1 protein-coding gene and 1 pseudogene are annotated in these 19,958 nt (G+C 75.2%); both read right to left on the bottom strand.

The window, feature by feature from the left end; translation table 11 throughout:
* Nucleotides 1–14,291, bottom strand: a pseudogene (locus tag IF06_RS33750) (type I polyketide synthase); the annotation flags it as partial.
* Nucleotides 14,288–19,958: type I polyketide synthase (locus tag IF06_RS0130830; protein ID WP_030275223.1), on the bottom strand; the 5,671-nt coding region annotated here is incomplete at its 5' end. The pseudogene IF06_RS33750 and the gene IF06_RS0130830, both read right to left, overlap by 4 nt.

Genomic DNA, 19,958 nt, shown 5'->3' with positions numbered 1-19,958 from the left:
ACACCTGGTCCCGGTCCGTCACATCACACGCGACCACCCGCACCGACGCACCCAACGCCGACAACCGCTCCGACAACTCACCCGCACCCACAGCCTCCGCACCACGACGCGACACCAACACCAGCGACCGCACACCATGCACCGACACCAAATGCTCCGCCACCAACGCACCCAACGCACCCGTACCACCGGTCACCACCACCGCACCGTCACCCACGACCGGCGTCTCCACCGACGCCGCAGCGACCGCACGCACCAGACGCGGCACGAACACCGCGCCCGAGCGCACCGCGACCTGACCGCCGTGCGTCGACGGCTCGTCGGCCACCGTGGTCAGCACACCCAGCAGCCCGGCATCCACGTCACCGTCCACGTCCGCCAGCACGATGCGACCCGGGTGCTCCGACTGCGCCGACCGCAGCAGACCCCACACCGCCGCACCGGCCAGGTCCGACACCCGGTCGTCCGCCGCCACCGACACCGCACCCCGCGTCATCACCACGAGCCGCGACTCCGCCAGCGCATCGGCTGCCAGCCAGGACCGGACGGTCGCCAGCACCTCCGAGGTCGCCGCGCGTACCGCGTCGGGGACGGCCGTCTCCGGCCCGTCGAGCGGCAGCAGCAGCGCCCTCGGTGCGACCGTCCGGCCGGCGTCGACCGCCGCGACGAGCGCCTCGACGTCGCCGTACGCCGGCAGGTCGGCGGTTGCCGGCCAGCCGACCAGCGCCCACCCGGAGAGGTCCCCGGTGGCGGCGATCTCCTCGGCCTGCCAGGTGAGTTCGAACATCGCGCGGGCCGCCGCGCCCGCCGCGGTCACGCCGGTCAGTTCGCGCAGGGCGAGGGAGTCGACCGAGACCACGGCCGCGCCCGACTCGTCGCACGCGACCAGGCGCACCGCCGAGCCCGCGCGCGTGAGCCGCACCCGCAGCACCCGCGCGCCCGAGGCATACACCTGCACACCCTCGAACGCGAACGGCACCCGAGGCCCGCCCGACCCCTCGGTGCCGGGCAGCAGCCCGATCGGATGCAGGGCGGCGTCCAGCAGCGCCGGGTGCACACCGAAGCGCGCCGCCTCCGTCGCCACCTCATCCGGCAACGCCACCTCGGCGAACACCTCGTCGCCGCCCGTCCACACCCGGCGCAGCCCCCGGAACACCGGCCCGTACGCCAGGCCGTGCTCCGCCAGCGTCGGGTACCAGCCCGCCACGTCCACCTCGGACGCGCCGACCGGCGGCCACTCCCCCAGGCTCGGCTCGCCGGCCGACGCCGGCTCCAGCACGCCCTCCGCATGCCGCACCCAGTCGGCCTCCGGATCACCCTCGGACTGCGAGTGCACCGCCACGACCCGGACGCCGGACTCATCGGCCGCACCGACGCGCACCTGCACCCGCACCGCGCCGGCCTCCGGCAGCACCAGCGGCGCGGCCACGGTCAGCTCCCGCACCCGCGACGCGCCCACCTCGTCGCCCGCCCGGACCGCCAACTCCACCAGAGCGGCACCGGGAACGACCACCACACCGGACACGACGTGGTCGGCGAGCCACACGTGCGTCGACACCGACAACCGGCCCGTCAGCACCACCATGTCCACACCGGCCACTGAGACCGCCGCGCCGAGCAGCGGGTGCCCGGCCACGCCGAGGCCCGCCCCGGACACGTCGGCGGCACGCGCCTGGCCCGCGCCGAGCCAGTACCGCTGGTGCTGGAAGGCGTACGTCGGCAGGTCGACCCGGGCGGCGCCGGCGTCGGTGAACCACTGCGTCCAGGTCACCGGGACACCGTGGACGTGCAGGTCGGCGAGGGCGTGCAGGAGTGCCTGCGGGGCGGGCCGGTCCCGGCGCTGGACGGCCACCGCGAGCGCGTCCTCGGCGAGCAGGTCGGCGTTCATCGCGGTCAGGACGCTCTGCGGGCCGATCTCCAGGAAGGTGTCGACCCCGGTGGCCCGCAGGGCGGCGATGCCGTCGGCGTAGCGGACGGCCTCCCGCACGTGCCGCACCCAGTACTCGGCGCGGGTGATCTCCTGCGGGTCAGCGAGCGCGCCGGTCAGGTTCGACACCACCGGCAGCAGCGGCGCCCGGAACGTCAGCCCCGCCAGGACGGCGCGGAACTCGTCGAGCATCGGCGCCATCAGCGGGCTGTGGAACGCGTGGCTGACGGTGAGACGGCGGGTACGCACACCTCGGTCCCGCCAGGCCTGCTCCACCTCGCCTAGGGCCTCGACGGCACCGGACACCACCACGGCGGCTCAACCGACCCCGCGCGGCCACGAGAGCGCACGCGTCGGCCAGGGACAACACCCCGGCCACGTACGCGGCCGTCACCTCACCGATCGAGTGACCAGCCACCACGTCGGGCACGACCCCGAACGACTCCACCAGACGGAACAACGCCACCTCGACCGCGAACAGACCGGCCTGCGTGAACACCGTCTGATCCAGCAACTCCGCCTCGGCCGTGCCCGCCGACGCGAACAGCACCTCCCGCAACGGACGCGGCAGCAACGGATCGAGCTGCGCGCACACCTCGTCCAGCGCGGTCGCGAACACGGGGAACAGGGCGGACAGCTCCCGGCCCATCCCGGCGCGCTGCGCGCCCTGGCCGGAGAAGAGCACGGCCAGTTGCGTACGCGTCGCGCCCGTGCCGGTGACCACGGTGGCGGCCGGCTCACCGTCGGCGAGGGCGCGCAGCCCGGCCAGCAGTTCGTCCCGGTCCGTCGCGGTGACCACCGCGCGGTGCTCCATGACGGCCCGGCTGACGGTCGACGACCAGCCGACGTCGAGGGGGCGCAGTTCCTCGTCGCCGGCGATCCAGCGGGCCCAGCGCTCCGCCTGGGCCGCGACGGCGGCCTCGGAGCGGGCCGACAGCAGCACCGGCGACGGCAGCTGCCCGGCGGTGGGCGTCGGCGCGCCCTCGCCCCGGGTCGGCTCCGCCTCGGCGGGCGGCTGCTCGATGATCACATGCGCGTTCGTGCCGCTGACGCCGAACGACGAGATCGCGGCGCGACGGGGCCGGCCCGCCGCAGGCCAGTCGCGGGCCTCGGTGAGCAGGGAGACCGCCCCGGCGCTCCACTCGATGTGCGGGGACGGCTCGTCGACGTGCAGCGTCGACGGCAGCACGCCGTGCCGCATCGCCATGATCATCTTGATGATGCCGGCTGCCCCGGCGGCGGCCTGGGTGTGGCCGATGTTCGACTTGACCGAGCCCAGCCAGAGCGGCCGGTCGGCGGGCCGGTCCTGCCCGTACGTCGCCAGCAGGGCCTGCGCCTCGATCGGGTCGCCCAGGGTCGTGCCGGTGCCGTGCGCCTCGACGGCGTCCACGTCGGCGGCGGTGAGCCGCGCGTTGGCCAGCGCCTGACGGATCACGCGCTGCTGCGACGGGCCGTTCGGGGCGGTCAGACCGTTCGACGCGCCGTCCTGGTTGACGGCAGTGCCACGCACGACCGCAAGCAGGCGGTGCCCGTTGCGCCGCGCGTCCGACAGGCGCTCCACAAGGAGCACGCCCACGCCCTCGGACCAGCCCGTGCCGTCCGCCGACGCCGCGAAGGACTTGCACCGGCCGTCGGCCGACAGGCCCCGCTGCCGGGAGAACTCGATGAACGTCCCGGGCGTGGCCATCACCGTCACGCCGCCGGCCAGGGCGAGGTCGCACTCGCCGCCGCGCAGCGCCTGCACCGCCAGGTGCAGCGCGACCAGCGACGACGAACACGCGGTGTCCACGGTCACCGCCGGGCCTTCGAGCCCGAACGTGTACGCCACCCGGCCGGACAGCACGCTGCCGGAGGTGCCGGTGCCGAGGTAGCCGCCCACGCCCTCGGGCAGGTCCTGCACGCCGGAGGCGTAGTCGTGGTACATCAGGCCGGCGAAGACGCCGGTCCGGCTGCCGCGCAGCCGCGACGGGTCGAGGCCGGCCGACTCGAACGTCTCCCAGGACGCCTCCAGCAGCAGCCGCTGCTGCGGGTCCATGGCGATCGCCTCGCGCGGCGAGATGCCGAAGAAGTCCGGGTCGAACTCGGCGGCCCCGTACAGGAAGCCACCGTGGCGGGTGTACGACGTCCCGGGGTTGTCCGGGTCGGGGTGGAAGAGCCGGTCGAGTTCCCAGCCCCGGTCGGTGGGGAACTCGCCGATGCCGTCGGCGCCGGCGGCGACCAGGTCCCACAGCTGCTGCGGGTTCGTCACGCCACCCGGGTAGCGGCACGCCATGCCCACGATGGCGATCGGCTCGTCGACGTTTGTCGCCCGCACGGCCTGCTGCTGCGCGGCGACCTGGCCGGACAGCTGCTCGTACAGGTGCTCCGACAGGGCGCCGGGGGTCGGGTAGTCGAAGACGAGTGTCGACGTGAGTCGCAGCCCACTCGCGCTGTTGATCCGGTTGCGCAGCTCGACGGCGGTCAGCGAGTCGAAGCCCAGCTCCCGGAACGCCCGGTCCGCCGGCACCGCCTCGGCGCCGCCGTGGCCGAGGACCTGCGCGATCATTCCGCGCACCAGCAGCGCCACCTGCGCACGCGCCTCCTGCGGGTCGAGGCCGGCCAGCCGGTCGGCCCACGCGCCGGTGCCGGAGCGGCGGCGCTTCGCGGCCGGTCCCACCAGGCCCCGCAGCATCACCGGCACCCGGCCGGCGGCGGTCTGCGCCCGCATGGCGGGCAGGTCGACCACGGCCGGCACCAGGGCCGCGCCGCCGTGGGTCAGGGCGGCGTCCCACAGCCCGAGCCCGACGGGGGCGGTCATCGGGACCAGGCCGGCCCGGGTCACCCGGGCCCGGTCGGCGTCGTTGATCGACGCCGCCATGCCGTCGGTGTCCCACATGCCCCAGGCGAGGCTGACGGCGGGCAGCCCGCGCTGCGCCCGCAGCACGGCGAGGGCGTCCAGGAAGGCGTTGCCGGCCGCGTACGCGGCCTGGCCGGGAGAGCCGAGCACTCCGGCGACGGAGGAGAAGAGCACGAAGAGGTCGAGGTCCAGCTCGGCGGTCGCCTCGTGCAGCCACCAGCCCGCCGTGACCTTCGGGGCAAGCACGTCCGCCAGCCGGTCGGCGGTGATCCCGCTGACGATGCCGTCGTCGAGGACGCCGGCGGTGTGGACCACCCCGGCCAGGCGGTCGTCGGCGGTGATGGACCGGACCAGCTCGCCGACGCGCTCGCGGTCGGTGACGTCGGTGGCGACCACCCGGGCGGTCGCGCCCAGCGCGGCCAGCCGCCGCACCAGTTCGTCGGCGCCGGGGGCAGCCGGCCCCTGCCGGGACACCAGCACCAGCGAACGCACGCCGTACGCGGTGACGAGGTGTTCGGACACCAGGGCGCCCAGCGATCCGGTGCCGCCGGTCACCAGGACGGTTCCCCCGCCGAGGGCCGCCGGGGTGCGCGCGGCGCCCGTGGCGCGGACCAGCCGCGGCAGGTACGCCGTGCCCGACCGCACCGCGACCTGCCCGCCGAGGGCGGGGCCGTCGGCGACGGCGGCGAGCAGGGCCAGCAGGTCGGCGTCCAGGTCGGTGCCGGGTTCCAGGTCGGCCAGCACGATCCGGCCGGGGTGCTCCGACTGGGCCGAGCGCAGCAGGCCCCAGACCGCCGCCCCCGCCAGGTCGGTGACGCGGTCGTCGGCGCCGGTAGCCACCGCGCCGCGGGTCACGACGACCAGCCGCGAGTCCGCCAGCGGCCCGGCCGCCAGCCACGCCTGCACCACGCCGAGGACGTCCGCCGTGACGGAGCGCACCGCGTCGGGCACGTCCGCGCCGGAAGGCGCCGGGGTGACGGGCAGAAGCAGCGCCGCCGGGGCGGTGCCGTCCGTCGCCGCCGTGGTCAGATCGGCGACGCCGGCGTACGCCGGAAGCTGCGGGGCGCCGTCGAGCGGACGCCCACCGAGCACGACCCAGCCGTACGCGCCGTCGGGCGCGACGATCTGCTCCGGCTGCCAGGAGACCTCGAACAGGGATCGGTACGCCTCGTCCGGCGCGGCCGCCAGGCCGGTCATCTCGCGCAGCGTCAGCGAGTCCACCGACACCACGGGCACGCCCGTCTCGTCGGTGGCTACCAGCCGCACCGAGCTGCCGGAGGCGGTGAGGCGGACCCGGAGCGTCCGGGCGCCGACGGCGTGAACCTGCACCCCCTCGAACGCGAACGGCACCCGGGGCCCGCCGCCCGCCTCGTCGGCGGGCAGCAGCCCGACAGGGTGCAGGGCGGCGTCCAGCAGCGCCGGGTGCACCCCGAAGCCCGCCGGATCACCGGCGAACTCGTCGGCGAGGGCGACCTCGGCGAACACCTCGCCGTCGGCGGTCCACGCCCGGCGCAGGCCCCGGAAGACCGGCCCGTACGCGAGCCCGTGCTCGGCGACCGTCGCGTACCAGCCGGTGACGTCCACCTCGGACGCGCCGGGCGGCGGCCACGCGCCAAGGGTGGGCTCGTCGACCGTGGGGGCGTCGACGAGGCCGTCGGCGTGCCGGGTCCAGCCCGACTCGGGGTCGTCCTCGGACTGCGAGTGCACGGTCACCGACCGGCTGCCGGTGCCGTCGACGGGACCGACCCGGACCTGCACCCGTACCCCGCCGCCGGTGGCGGGCAGCACGAGCGGGGCGAGGACGGTCAGCTCACGGACACGGGAGGCACCGACCTCGTCGCCCGCCCGGACGACGAGGTCCACCAGGGCGGTGCCCGGCACGACCACGGCACCGGAGACGACGTGGTCGGCGAGCCACGGATGCGTCGACACCGACAGCCGGCCGGTCAGCACCACCATGTCCTCGCCGGCGACCGACACCGCCGCGCCGAGCAGCGGGTGCCGCGCCACGCCGAGGCCGGCCCCCGAGACGTCGGCCGACTGGCCGGCCGGCGGCAGCCAGTACCGCTCCCGCTGGAAGGCGTACGTGGGCAGGTCCACCCGCCGCGCGCCGGTCTCGGCGAACCACGACTGCCAGGTCACCGGCACGCCGTGCACGTGCAACTCGGCCAGGGCGTGCAGCAACGCCTGCGCCTCCGAACGGTCACGGCGCTGCACAGCCACCGCCAGCACGGCCTCGTCATCGGCGAGCAGGTCGGCGTTCATAGCGGTCAGGACGCTCTGCGGGCCGACCTCCAGGAACGTATCCACACCGGCAGCCCGCACGGCGGCGACCCCGTCGGCGTACCGCACGGCCTCGCGCACGTGCCGCACCCAATACTCCGGCGTGCAGATCTCGTCACCAGCCAGGGCACCGGTCACGTTCGACACGACCGGCAACAACGGCGCCGCAAACGCCAACCCACCCAGAACCGTACGGAACTCATCGAGCATCGGCGCCATCAACGGGCTGTGGAACGCGTGGCTGACGGTGAGCCGGCGGGTACGCACCCCCCGATCCCGCCAGGCCCGCTCCACCTCGGCCACAGCCTCGACGGCACCCGACACCACCACTGCGGCAGGCCCGTTGACCGCCGCGATACCGACCCGATCGGTCAGCCCCGCGACCGACTCCGCCACGGCCGCCTCATCAGCGGCTACGGCCAGCATCCCGCCACCGGTCGGCAACGCCTGCATCAACCGACCCCGCGCCGCCACGAGGGCGCACGCATCCGCCAGGGACAACACACCCGCGACATGCGCCGCCGTCACCTCACCGATCGAGTGACCGGCCAGCATGTCGGGAACGACCCCGAACGACTCCACGAGGCGGAACAAGGCCACCTCGACCGCGAACAGACCGGCCTGCGTGAACACGGTCTGGTCCAGCAGCTCCGCCTCGGCGGTGCCCGCCTCGGCGAACAGCACCTCCCGCAGCGGGCGCGGCAGCAGCGGGTCGAGGTGTCCGCACACCTCGTCCAGCGCGGCGGCGAACACCGGGAAGACCCCGTACAACTCCCGGCCCATCCCGGCACGCTGCGCACCCTGACCGGAGAACAACAGCGCCAGCTGGCCGCGCTGGCCGCCCGGGCCGGTGAGCACGCCGGCCGGGAGCTCGCCCGCCGACACGGCTTCGAGGCCCGCCAGCAGTTCGTCCCGGCTCGCCCCGGACACGACGGCCCGGTGCTCCAGTACGGAGCGCGACGCCACCGAGGACCACGCCACGTCGAGCGGGCGCGGGGCCTCGGTGCCGCCGAGCCATTGCGCCCAGCGGCCGGCCTGCGCCGACAGCCCGGCCGCGTCGCGGGCTGACAGCAGCAGCGGCAGCACCGTCGGCGGCCGGGACGGCTCGTCACCGGTGACCGGCTCGTCGCCGTCGGCCGGCTCGTCCGCGTCGGTCGGCGCGGACGGCTGCTCCAGGATCAGGTGCACGTTCGTACCGCTGATGCCGAACGACGACACGGCGGCCCGGCGCGGCCGGTCCACCGCCGGCCAGGGGCGCGCCTCGGTGAGCAGGGAGACCGCGCCGGAGGACCAGTCCACGTGGGGGGTCGGCTCGTCGAGGTGCAGGGTCCGCGGGAGCAGGCCGTACCGCATCGCCTGCACCATCTTGATCATGCCGGCGACGCCGGCCGCGGCCTGGCTGTGGCCGATGTTCGACTTGATCGAGCCGAGCAGCAGCGGCCGGTCGGCGGGGCGGCCCTGGCCGTAGGTGGCCAGCAGCGCCTGCGCCTCGATGGGGTCGCCGAGCGTCGTTCCCGTGCCGTGCGCCTCGACCGCGTCCACGTCGGCCGTGGTCAACCGGGCGTTCGCGAGGGCCTGCCGGATCACCCGCTGCTGGGCGGGGCCGTTGGGGGCGGTGAGGCCGTTGGACGCGCCGTCCTGGTTGACGGCGCTGCCGGCGAGCACGGCGAGCACCTGGCGGCCCTGCCGCCGGGCGTCGGAGAGCCGCTGGACCAGCAGCACGCCGACGCCCTCCGACCAGCCGGTGCCGTCGGCGTCGGCGGCGAAGGACTTGCAGCGCCCGTCCGGGGCGAGGCCGCCCTGGCGGGAGAACTCGACGAAGGCACCGGGGGTCACCATGACGGTGACGCCGCCGGCCAGCGCCATGTCGCACTCGCCGCCGCGCAGCGCCTGAGCGGCCAGGTGCACAGCCACGAGGGAGGACGAGCAGGCGGTGTCGACCGTCACCGCCGGGCCCTCCAGCCCGAAGGTGTACGACACGCGGCCGGAGATGACGCTGTGCGCGCCGCCGGTGAGCTGGTAGCCGGCCAGCTCGGCCGGTGTGTCGGTGGTGCCGTAGCCCGACGGGGAGGCGCCGACGAAGACGCCGGTACGGCTGCCGCGCAGCTCGTCCGGGTCGATCCCGGCCTGCTCCATGGCCTCCCAGGACGCCTCCAGCAGCAGGCGCTGCTGCGGGTCCATGGCGACGGCCTCGCGCGGCGAGATGCCGAAGAAGCCCGGGTCGAAGGTGGTGGCGCCGTCGACGAAGCCGCCCTCGCGGGTGTGCGAGACGGGTTGCCCGTCGGCGTCGACGGCCAGCAGCCGGCCCATGTCCCAGTGCCGGTCGTCGGGGAAGCCGCTGATGCCGTCGCGCCCGGTGGCGACCAGGTCCCACAGGTCGTCCGGGTTGGCCACGCCGCCCGGGTAGCGGCAGCTCATACCGACGATGACGATCGGGTCGCCGTCCACCGGCCCGGCGGGGCCCCAGGCGGTCACGGTCTCGACCTCGTGCAGGCGCAGCGTCACCGACAGGTGGTCGGCGAGGGCGGCCGGGTTCGGGTAGTCGAAGACCAGGGTGGTGGGCAGGGTGAGGCCGGTGGCGGCGCCGAGCCGGTTGCGCAGCTCGACGGCGGTCAGCGAGTCGAAGCCGAGTTCCTTGAACGCCCGGCCGGCCTTGACCAGGTCCGCGCCGGAGTGGCCGAGCACGGCGGCGGTGTGCGTGCGTACGAGGTCGGTCAGGTGGCGGTCCTGCTCGGCGCGGGGCAGCGTCAGCAGGTGCTGGCGCAGCCCGCCGCCGGCGGTGTCCTCGGGCTCGGCGTCGACCACGCGCAGGGCGTCGCGCGCCTCGGCGACGTCGTCGAGCAGGGGGCGGGCGCGGGCGGCGGCGAACGCCGGGGTGAACAGGGACCAGTCAACGTCTGCCACGGTCACCGACGGCACGGCCCGGCCGACGGCGCTGCGCAGCGCGTACACGGCCTGGGCCGGGGACATCGGGCTGAGGCCGCGGCGGGCCAGCAGTTCCTGGCCCTCGCCGCTGGCCATGCCGCCCTCGGCCCAGGGGCCCCAGGCCACGGCGGTGGCGGCCAGGCCGCGGGCGCGGCGCCGCTCGGCGAGGGCGTCGAGGAAGGCGTTGCCGGCGGCGTACGCGGCCTGTCCGCCGCTGCCCCAGATGCCGGCGATGGAGGAGAACAGCACGAACGCGTCGAGCGGCCGGTCGCCCAGCAGCTCGTCCAGGTGCACGGCACCGGCGATCTTGCCGTCGAGCACCCCGGCCAGCCCGGCGAGGTCGGTGTCGACCAGCATGGTCAGCTGGCCCACCCCGGCGGCGTGTACCACCGCGGTCAGCGGCGCCGGGTCGGCGTCGACGTCGCGCAGCAGCGCCTCGACGCGGGCGCGGTCGGCCATGTCGGCGGCGACCAGGGTCACCCGGGCGCCGAGCCCGGTCAGTTCGTCGCGCAGCTCGGCCGCCCCGGGGGCGTGCTCGCCGCGGCGGCTGGTCAGCACGAGGTGCTCGGCCCCGTTGGCCGCCGCCCAGCGGGCCACGTGCGCGCCCAGCGCGCCGGTGCCGCCGGTGACGAGGACGGTGCCGGACAGCTGCCAGCGGTCGACGGCGCCGACGGCCGCCGGCGTGGCACGCACCAGTCGCCGTACGAAGACGCCGGCGGGTCGTACGGCCACCTGGTCCTCGGGGCCACCGCCGGTGAGGACGCCCACCGCGTGGTCCCAGTCGCCGCGCCCGGGCGCGTCCGGCAGGTCGACCAGGCCGCCCCAGAGCTGCGGGTGTTCCAGCCCGGCGACCCGGGCCAGGCCCCACAGCCCGCCCTGGGCGACGCTGCGCACCGGGTCGGTGTCGCCGGTGCCGACCGCGCCCCGCGTGAGCATCCACAGTGGTGCCGTGACGTCGGCGGCGTGCAGGGCCTGCACCAGCGTCATCGTGGCGGCCGTGCCGAGCGGCACCGCCGGCCGGCCGGGGTGGGGCCGCTCCAGCAGGCCCAGCAGGGAGACGATCCCGGTGAACGGGGCGTTCCCCACGGCCTGGGCCACCCGCGACGTCACCTGGTCGCGCTCGGCGAGCGGGTCCACCGCCAGCCGGGACACCTCGCCGCCGGCGGCGCTCAGCGCCCCTGCGAGCGCCCCGGCCCACTCGGTCGTGGCGGCGTCGTCGGCGGGCTCCACGAGCAGCCAGCGGCCCGACGGGGTGACCGGTGCGGGGGCGGTGGTCCGCTTCCACACCACCCGGTACGACCAGCCGTCGACGACGGCGTCCCGCAGCCGCGCCCTGCGCCAGGACGACAGCACCGGCAGGGCCGGGGCGAGCACGTCCAGGGCCGCGCCGTCGACGCCGATCTGCGCCGCGAGCGCTGCCACGTCGGAGCGCTCGACGGCCGACCAGAACTCGACGTCCACCACGTCCGGGCTGACCGGGCCGGTGGCCGAGGCCGGCATCTGCTCGGGCCAGTAGCGCTGCCGCTGGAACGCGTATGTGGGCAGGGCGACCGGAGTCGCTCCGGTGCCGGCGTAGAGGGCCGCCCAGTCGACGGGTGTTCCGTTGACGTGCAGTTCGGACAGGGCGGCGAGCAGGGCCCGCGACTCGGGGCGGTCGGCGCGCAGGGCGGGTACGGCGACGACCGGGGTGTCGTCGTCGGCGTCCGCCGGCTCCCGCCCGCTCAGCACGTCCCGGGTCATGGCGGTCAGGACGCTGCGCGGGCCGATCTCCAGGAACGTGTCCACCCCGGCGGCGCGCAGCGCGGCGACCCCGTCGGCGAAACGCACAGCCTCCCGGACGTGCCGCACCCAGTAGTCGGGACTACAGATCTCGTCGACGTCGGCCAGCGCACCGGTCACGTTCGACACGACCGGCAACGCCGGCGCCTCGAACGTCAACCCGTCCAGGACCACCCGGAACTCGTCCAGCATCGGCTCCATCAACGGACTGTGGAACGCATGACTCACCGACAACCGGCGCGTACGCACACCCCGCCCACGCCAGACCCGCTCCACCTCGTCGAGCGCCTCCACCGCACCGGAGACCACCACCGACGTCGGCCCGTTGACCGCCGCGACCCCCACACCGGTCACGCCGTCCAGCGTCGCCAGCACATCGGCCTCAGCCGCCGCGACGGCCAACATCCCACCACCGGCCGGCAACGCCTGCATCAACCGGCCCCGCGCCGCCACCAACACGCACGCATCCGCCAGCGACAACACCCCCGCCACATGCGCGGCCGTGACCTCGCCGATCGAATGACCGCCGACCAGGTCGGGGGCGACGCCGAACGACTCCACCAGGCGGAACAACGCCACCTCGACCGCGAACAGACCGGCCTGCGTGAACACCGTCCGGTCCAGCAGCTCCGCCTCGGCGGAACCCTCGGGTGCGAACAGCACCTCCTTGAGCGGGCGCGGCAGCAGCGCGTCGAGCTGTGCGCACACGTCGTCCAGCGCGGCGGCGAAGACCGGGAACTCCGCGTACAACTCCCGGCCCATGCCGGCACGCTGCGCGCCCTGACCCGAGAAGAGCACCGCGAGCGGACCCCGGTCGGCGGCCTGCCCGGCGACCAGCGCGCCGGACGGCTGCCCGGCGGCCAGGGCGCGCAGCCCGGCCAGCAGTTCCTCGCGGTCGGTGGCGGTGAGCACCGCGCGGTGTTCCAGCGCGGAGCGCGACACGACCGACGACCAGCCGACGTCCACGGTGCGGAGGGCCTCGTCGTCCTCCAGCCACCGGGTCCAGCGGCCCGCCTGCGCGCCGAGCGCGGCCTCGGAGCGGGCGGAGAGCAGCACGGGCACCGCCGGCAGGGCGACTGTGGGTGCCGGTCCGGCGTCGGCGGGCTCGACGGCATCCGGGGTCGGTGGCTCCTCGATGATGGTGTGCGCGTTCGTGCCGGAGATGCCGAACGACGACACGGCCGCCCGGCGGGGACGGTCGGTCGCCGGCCACGGCGTCGCCTCCGTCACCAGCGACACCTCGCCGGCCGACCAGTCCACCTTCGGCGTCGGCTCGTCGACGTGCAGGGTGGACGGCACCAGCCCGTGCCGCATCGCCATCACCATCTTGATCACACCGGCCACGCCTGCGGCGGACTGACTGTGACCGATGTTCGACTTGATCGAGCCGAGCAGCAACGGCCGGTCGGCGGGGCGGTCCCGCCCGTACGTGGCCAGCAGGGCCTGCGCCTCGATCGGATCGCCGAGGACGGTGCCGGTGCCGTGCGCCTCGACGGCGTCCACCTGCTCGGCGGTGAGCCCGGCGTTCGCGAGGGCCTGCCGGATCACCCGCTGCTGGGCGGGGCCGTTGGGTGCGGTGAGACCGTTGGACGCGCCGTCCTGGTTGACGGCGCTGCCCCGGATCACGGCGAGGATCGGGTGTCCCTTGCGCTGCGCGTCCGACAGCCGCTCCACCAGCAGGATGCCGACGCCCTCGGACCAGCCCGTGCCGTCGGCGGCGGCGGCGAACGACTTGCAGCGGCCGTCGGGGGCGAGCCCTCGCTGCCGGGAGAAACCCACGAACGGGCCGGGGGTGGCCATGACGCACACGCCGCCGGCCAGGGCCAGGTCGAAGTCGCCCTGCCGCAGCGCCTGGCACGCCAGGTGCAGGGCGACCAGCGACGACGAGCAGGCGGTGTCGACGGTGACCGCGGGGCCCTCCAGGCCGAGGGCGTACGCGATCCGGCCGGAGACGACGCTGGTGGCCGTACCGGTCAGCAGGTAGCCCTCGTCGGCACCCTCGGCCTCGCTCTGCGGGCCCATGCCGTAGCCGTTGGCGGCGGTGCCGACGAAGACGCCGACCTTCTGCCCCCGCATCGAGGCGGGCGCGATGCCGGCGTGCTCGAACGCCTCCCACGACGTCTCCAGCAGCAGCCGCTGCTGGGGGTCCATCGCCACTGCCTCGCGCGGCGAGATGCCGAAGAACTCGGCGTCGAAGTCGGCCGCGTCGTAGAGGAAGCCGCCCTCGCGGGTCGTGGAGCGGCCGGCGCGGTCGGCGTCCGGGTCGTACAGGTTGTCCAGATCCCAGCCCCGGTCCGTCGGGAAGCCGCCGATCGCGTCGCCGCCGGAGGCCACCAGGTCCCAGAGCTGCTCGGGGCTGGCGACGCCGCCCGGGTAGCGGCAGGACATCGCGACGATCGCGATCGGCTCCCGGGCGGCGGCGGTCAGCTGCTGGTTGAGCTGGCGGAGGCGGCCCGTCTCCTTGAGCGACGCGCGAAGCGCCTCGACGACCTTGTCTGCGGACGTAGACATCATGAGCTCCGTACTGGGGACAACGGTCAGGAATCGGTTCCGTCAAGCGCCAGCCTGACGAGGGTGTCGGTGTCGAGGTCGTCGAGGTCCAGGGCCTCGTCGGTGGGCTCGGCCCCGGTACCGCCGTCGGCGTCGGCGAGGTTGAGCAGCAGGTCCAGCAGCCCCGCCTCGCGGAGGCGGGCCAGCGGTATCGCCGCGAGCGTCTGCCGGACGGCCGCCTCCGCCGGGTCGCCGTCGTCCGCCTGCGCCGCCTCGGGCAGCAGGCCGTCGAGCAGGTTCTCGGCGAGCACGGCCGGGGTCGGGTGGTCGAAGACGAGGGTCGCGGGCAGTGACAGGCCGGTGGCGCCGGCCAGTCGGTTGCGCAGCTCGACCGCCGTCAGCGAGTCGAATCCGAGTTCCTTGAACGCCCGCTGGGGCTTGACCCGGTCCGTGCCCGCGTGGCCGAGCACGGCCGAGGCGTGGGTACGGACCAGGTCGACCAGGTGCCGGCCCCGCTCGGGGCGGGGCAGGGTGAGCAGGTGCTCCCGCAGGGCATCGGCAGCGCCGGGCTGCTGCTCCCCGGCGTGGGCGTGCAGCGCCTCCCGGGCCTCGGCGATGTCGTCGAGCAGCGGCCGGGGGCGGGCCGAGGCGTACGCCGGGGCGAAGACCGCCCAGTCGACGTCCGCCACGGTCAGCGCCGCCCTGGGCAGGCCGGCGGCGTACCGCATGGCGTGCACGGCGTCGGCCGGCGCCATGGCGGTCAGGCCGCGCCGGGCCAGCATCTGCTGGGCTTCGCCGGTGGCCATGCCGCCGTCGGCCCACGGTCCCCAGGCCACGGACGTCGCCGCCAGGCCCCGGCCGCGCCGCTGCTCCGCGAGCGCGTCGAGGAAGGCATTGCCGGCGGCGTACGCGGACTGCCCGCCGCTGCCCCACACCCCGGCGATGGAGGAGAAGAGCACGAACGCGTCCAGCGGCCGGTCGCCGAGCAGGGCGTCCAGGTGCAGCGCGCCGGCCACCTTGCCGTCGAGCACGCCCGCGAACGCGGTCAGGTCGGTGTCGGCGATCAGCCCGGACTCGCCGGCGCCCGCCGCGTGGACCACGGCCGTCAGCGGCGCGGGATCCTCGTCGAGGCGGGCCAGCAGCTCCGCCACCTGGTCGCGATCGGCGACGTCGCAGGCCACGACCGACGCCCGTACGCCCTGGGCGGTGAGCTCCTCGCACAGCTCGGCCGCCCCGGGGGCGCGCTCGCCCCGGCGGCTGGTCAGCACGACGTGCTCCGCCCCGTTGGCCGCCGCCCAGCGGGCCACGTGCGCGCCCAGCGCGCCGGTGCCGCCGGTGACCAGCACGGTGCCGGACGGCCGCCACCGCTGCGCCGCGTCGGGAACGGTGGGTGCCGAGCGGACCAGGCGACGGACGAACACCCCGGAGGGGCGCACGGCCAGCTGGTCCTCGTCGCCGGCGCCGGTCACCACCCGCACCAGCCGGTCCCAGGCCGTCGCGTCGACCTGCTTGGGCAGGTCCACCAGCCCGCCCCACAGGTGGGGGTGTTCCAGGCCCGCCACGAGCCCCAGGCCCCAGAGCCCGCTCTGGGCGACGGCGTGCACGGTGTCCCCGTCGCCGGTGCTGACCGCGCCCCGGGTCAGGCACCAGAGCCGGGTCGTCGCCCCGGTGTCGTGCAGCGCCTGGAGCAGCAGCAGCGTGGCGGCCGCCCCGGCCGGCACGGCCGGGTGGGCGGGGTGCGGCTGGTCGCGGAGGCCGAGCAGGGAGAGCACGCCGGTGACGGGGCCGTCGGCCAGCGCGTCGCCCAGCCGTCGGGCGAGGCCCACCCGGTCGGTGCCGACCGGGTCGACGGTGAGCCGGACCACGTCGGCGCCGACCTCGGCGAGGGCCTTGGTCACCGCCTCCGCCCGGGTGCCGTCCGCCAGGTCGTCCTGCGCCGTCACGAGCAGCCACACGCCGGGCCGCGCCGGTTCGGCGGTGATGTCGGTGCGCTTCCATCCGACCCGGTACGACCACGCGTCCAGGACGGCCCGCTGCGTACGCGCCCGGTGCCAGTTCGACAGGACCGGCAGGGCCGGGGTGAGGGCGTCCAGGGCGGTGCCGTCGTCGCCGAACTGCGCGGCGAGGGCGTTCAGGTCGCCGCGTTCGACGGCGTTCCAGAAGTCGGCGTCGCCGCCGTGGGTCGCCGTCTGTCGCGGCCGGCTCGCCGGCTCGGGCCAGTACCGCTCGCGGTGGAAGGCGTACGTGGGCAGGTCGACCCGGGCGGCGCCGGTGTCGGTGAACCACTGCGTCCAGGTCACCGGCACCCCGTGGACGTGCAGCTCGGCCAGGGCGTGCAGCAACGCCTGCGTCTCGGACCGGTCCCGGCGCTGCACAGCCACCGCGAGCGCGTCCTCGGCGAGTACGTCGGCGTTCATCGCGGTCAGCACACTCTGCGGGCCGACCTCCAGGAACGTGTCCACACCCGCCTCACGCAACGCGGTCACCCCGTCGGCGTAGCGCACAGCCTCCCGCACATGCCGCACCCAGTACTCCGGGCTGCGGATCTCCTGCGGGTCAGCCAGCGCACCGGTCACATTCGACACCACCGGCAACAACGGCGCCGCGAAGGCCAGCCCCTCCAGCACCGCCCGGAACTCATCCAGCATCGGCTCCATCAACGGACTGTGGAACGCATGACTCACCGACAACCGACGCGTCCGCACACCCCGCCCACGCCAGACCCGCTCCACCGCGTCGAGAGCCTCGACGGCACCCGACACCACCACAGCAGCCGGACCGTTGACCGCCGCAACACCGACGTCCGCCAACCCCGCGATCGACTCCCCCACCGAAGCCTCGTCCGCCGCCACCGCCAACATCCCGCCACCCGCCGGCAACGCCTGCATCAACCGACCCCGCGCCGCCACAAGCTCACACGCATCCGCGAGCGACAACACCCCCGCCACATACGCCGCCGTCACCTCACCGATCGAGTGACCAGCCACCACGTCGGGAACGACCCCGAACGACTCCACCAGACGGAACAACGCCACCTCGACCGCGAACAACCCGGCCTGCGTGAACACGGTCTGGTCCAACAACTCCGCCTCAGCAGTCCCCGCCGACGCGAACAACACCCCCCGCAACGGACACGGCAACAACGAATCCAGATGTCCGCACACCTCATCCAACGCCGCCGCGAACACCGGGAACCCGCCATACAACTCCCGGCCCATACCCACACGCTGCGCACCCTGACCCGAAAACAACAGCGCAAGCTGACCACGCTGACCCGCCGCGCCGGTCACGACAGCTCCCGACGGCTCGCCGGCCGCCACGGCCGCGAGACCCGCCAACAGCTCGTCCCGGCTCGCGCCGGACACAACCGCCCGGTGCTCCAGCACAGACCGCGACGCCACCGACGACCACGCCACATCCACTACACGCGGAGCCTCGCCGGCCGCCAGCCACCCCGCCCACCGACCCGCCTGCGCCGACAGCCCGGCCACGTCGCGGGCCGACAACAGCACCGGCACCACCGCCGGCACCTCGCGCGCGACGACCTCACCCTCGATCGTCCCGGCCGGTGGCTGCTCGATGATCACGTGCGCGTTCGTGCCGGAGATCCCGAACGACGACACCGCCGCCCGACGCGGCCGGTCCACCCGCGGCCACGGAGTGGGCTCGGTGGCCAGGGCCACCGCCCCCGCCGACCAGTCGATGTGCGGGGACGGCTCGTCCACGTGCAGGGTCGGCGGAACGAGGCCGTGCCGCATCGCCATGACCATCTTGATCACACCGGCGACACCGGCTGCCGCCTGTGCGTGCCCGATGTTCGACTTCACCGAGCCGAGCCACAACGGCTCCCGCCCCTGCCGGTCCTGCCCGTACGTCGCCAGGACGGCCTGCGCCTCGATCGGGTCACCCAGCGTCGTACCCGTGCCGTGCGCCTCGACCACATCCACGTCGGACGGCGACAGCCGCGCCGACGCCAGCGCCTGCCGGATCACCCGCTGCTGCGACGGACCGTTAGGGGCCGTCAGCCCGTTCGACGCACCGTCCTGGTTCACGGCGCTGCCGCGTACGACCGCCAGGATCCGCCGGCCCTCACGCTGGGCGTCCGACAGGCGCTGCACCAGGAGCACGCCCACGCCCTCGGACCAGCCCGTGCCGTCGGCCGACGCGGCGAACGACCGGCACCGGCCGTCGGCCGACAGGCCCCGCTGCCGGGAGAACTCCACGAAGGTGCCGGGCGTGGCCATCACCGTCACGCCGCCGGCCAGCGCCAGGTCGCACTCGCCGCTGCGCAGCGCCTGCACCGCGAGGTGCAACGCCACCAGGCTGGACGAGCAGGCCGTGTCCACGGTCACCGCCGGGCCCTCGAGCCCGAACGTGTACGCCACCCGGCCCGACAGCACGCTGCCCGAGTTGCCGGTGCCGATGTAGCCCTCGACCTCGGGCGTCTCCATCAGGCGCGTCGAGTAGTCGTGGTAGATGACGCCCGCGAAGACACCGGTCCGGCTGCCCCGCAGGCCCGACGGGTCCAGGCCCGCCGACTCGAACGTCTCCCAGGACGCCTCCAGCAGCAGCCGGTGCTGCGGGTCCATGGCGAGGGCCTCGCGTGGCGAGATGCCGAAGAAGCCGGGGTCGAACTCCGCCGCGCCGTACAGGAAGCCGCCGTGGCGGGTGTACGAGGTGCCGGCGTGGTCGGGGTCCGGGTCGTACAGGGACTCCAGGTCCCAGCCCCGGTCGGCCGGGAACTCCCCGATGCCCTCCCCACCGGTGCTGACCAGCCTCCACAGCTCGTCGGGAGACTCCACCCCGCCGGGGTAGCGGCAGGCCATGCCGACGATCGCGATCGCCTCGTCGGCGTCGCCGGCCGTCGCCTCGTCGGCCGCGACGGCACCGGGTCGGGTGCCGGCGAGTTCCGCGTACACGTGGGCCGCCAGGACCTGCGGGGACGGGTAGTCGAACACCAGGGTCGAGGTGAGGCGCAGGCCGGTCGCGCCGTTCACCCGGTTACGCAGCTCGACGGCGGTCAGCGAGTCGAAGCCCAGGTCCTTGAACGCCCGGTCCGCCGGCACCGCCTCGGCGCCGCCGTGCCCGAGGACCTGCGCGACCAGGCCCCGGATCAGCTCGTCGACCTGTGCGAGGCCCTCCTCGGCGCTGAGCCCGGTGAGGCGCTCGGCCCAGCCGCCGGGGGCGCCCTGGCCGGCGCGGCGGCGGGTCGTCGCCACGTCGACCAGGTTGCGCAGCATCGGCGGTACGACCGCGCCGGCGGCTGCCGCCCGCAGCGCGGGTACGTCGATCGCGGCCGGCACCAGCACCGCCCGCTCCGCCCCCACGGCGGCGTCGAAGAGTTCCAGGCCGGTGCGGGCGTTCATCGGCCGCAGGCCGGCGCGTGCCGTACGGGCCCGGTCGTTGCCGCCGATCGAGGCGGCCATGCCTGCCGTGTCCCACATCCCCCACGCCAGACTCACCCCCGGCAACCCGAGCTGCCGCCGGTGGACCGCAAGCCCGTCCAGGAAGGCGTTACCCGCCGCATACGCCGACTGACCCGGCGAACCCAGCACACCAGCCACCGACGAGAACACCACGAACAGGTCCAGCGCGAGCGACGCCGTCGCCTCATGCAGGAACCAACCCGCCGACACCTTCGGCGCCAACACCCCCGCCAACCGCTCCGCCGTCAGCCCCTCCACCACACCGTCATCCAACACACCAGCCGTGTGCACC

Source organism: Micromonospora globosa (assembly GCF_000717585.1).
GTDB classification, from domain to species: domain Bacteria; phylum Actinomycetota; class Actinomycetes; order Mycobacteriales; family Micromonosporaceae; genus Micromonospora; species Micromonospora aurantiaca.
This window is presented reverse-complemented; position numbering and strand designations above follow the sequence as displayed.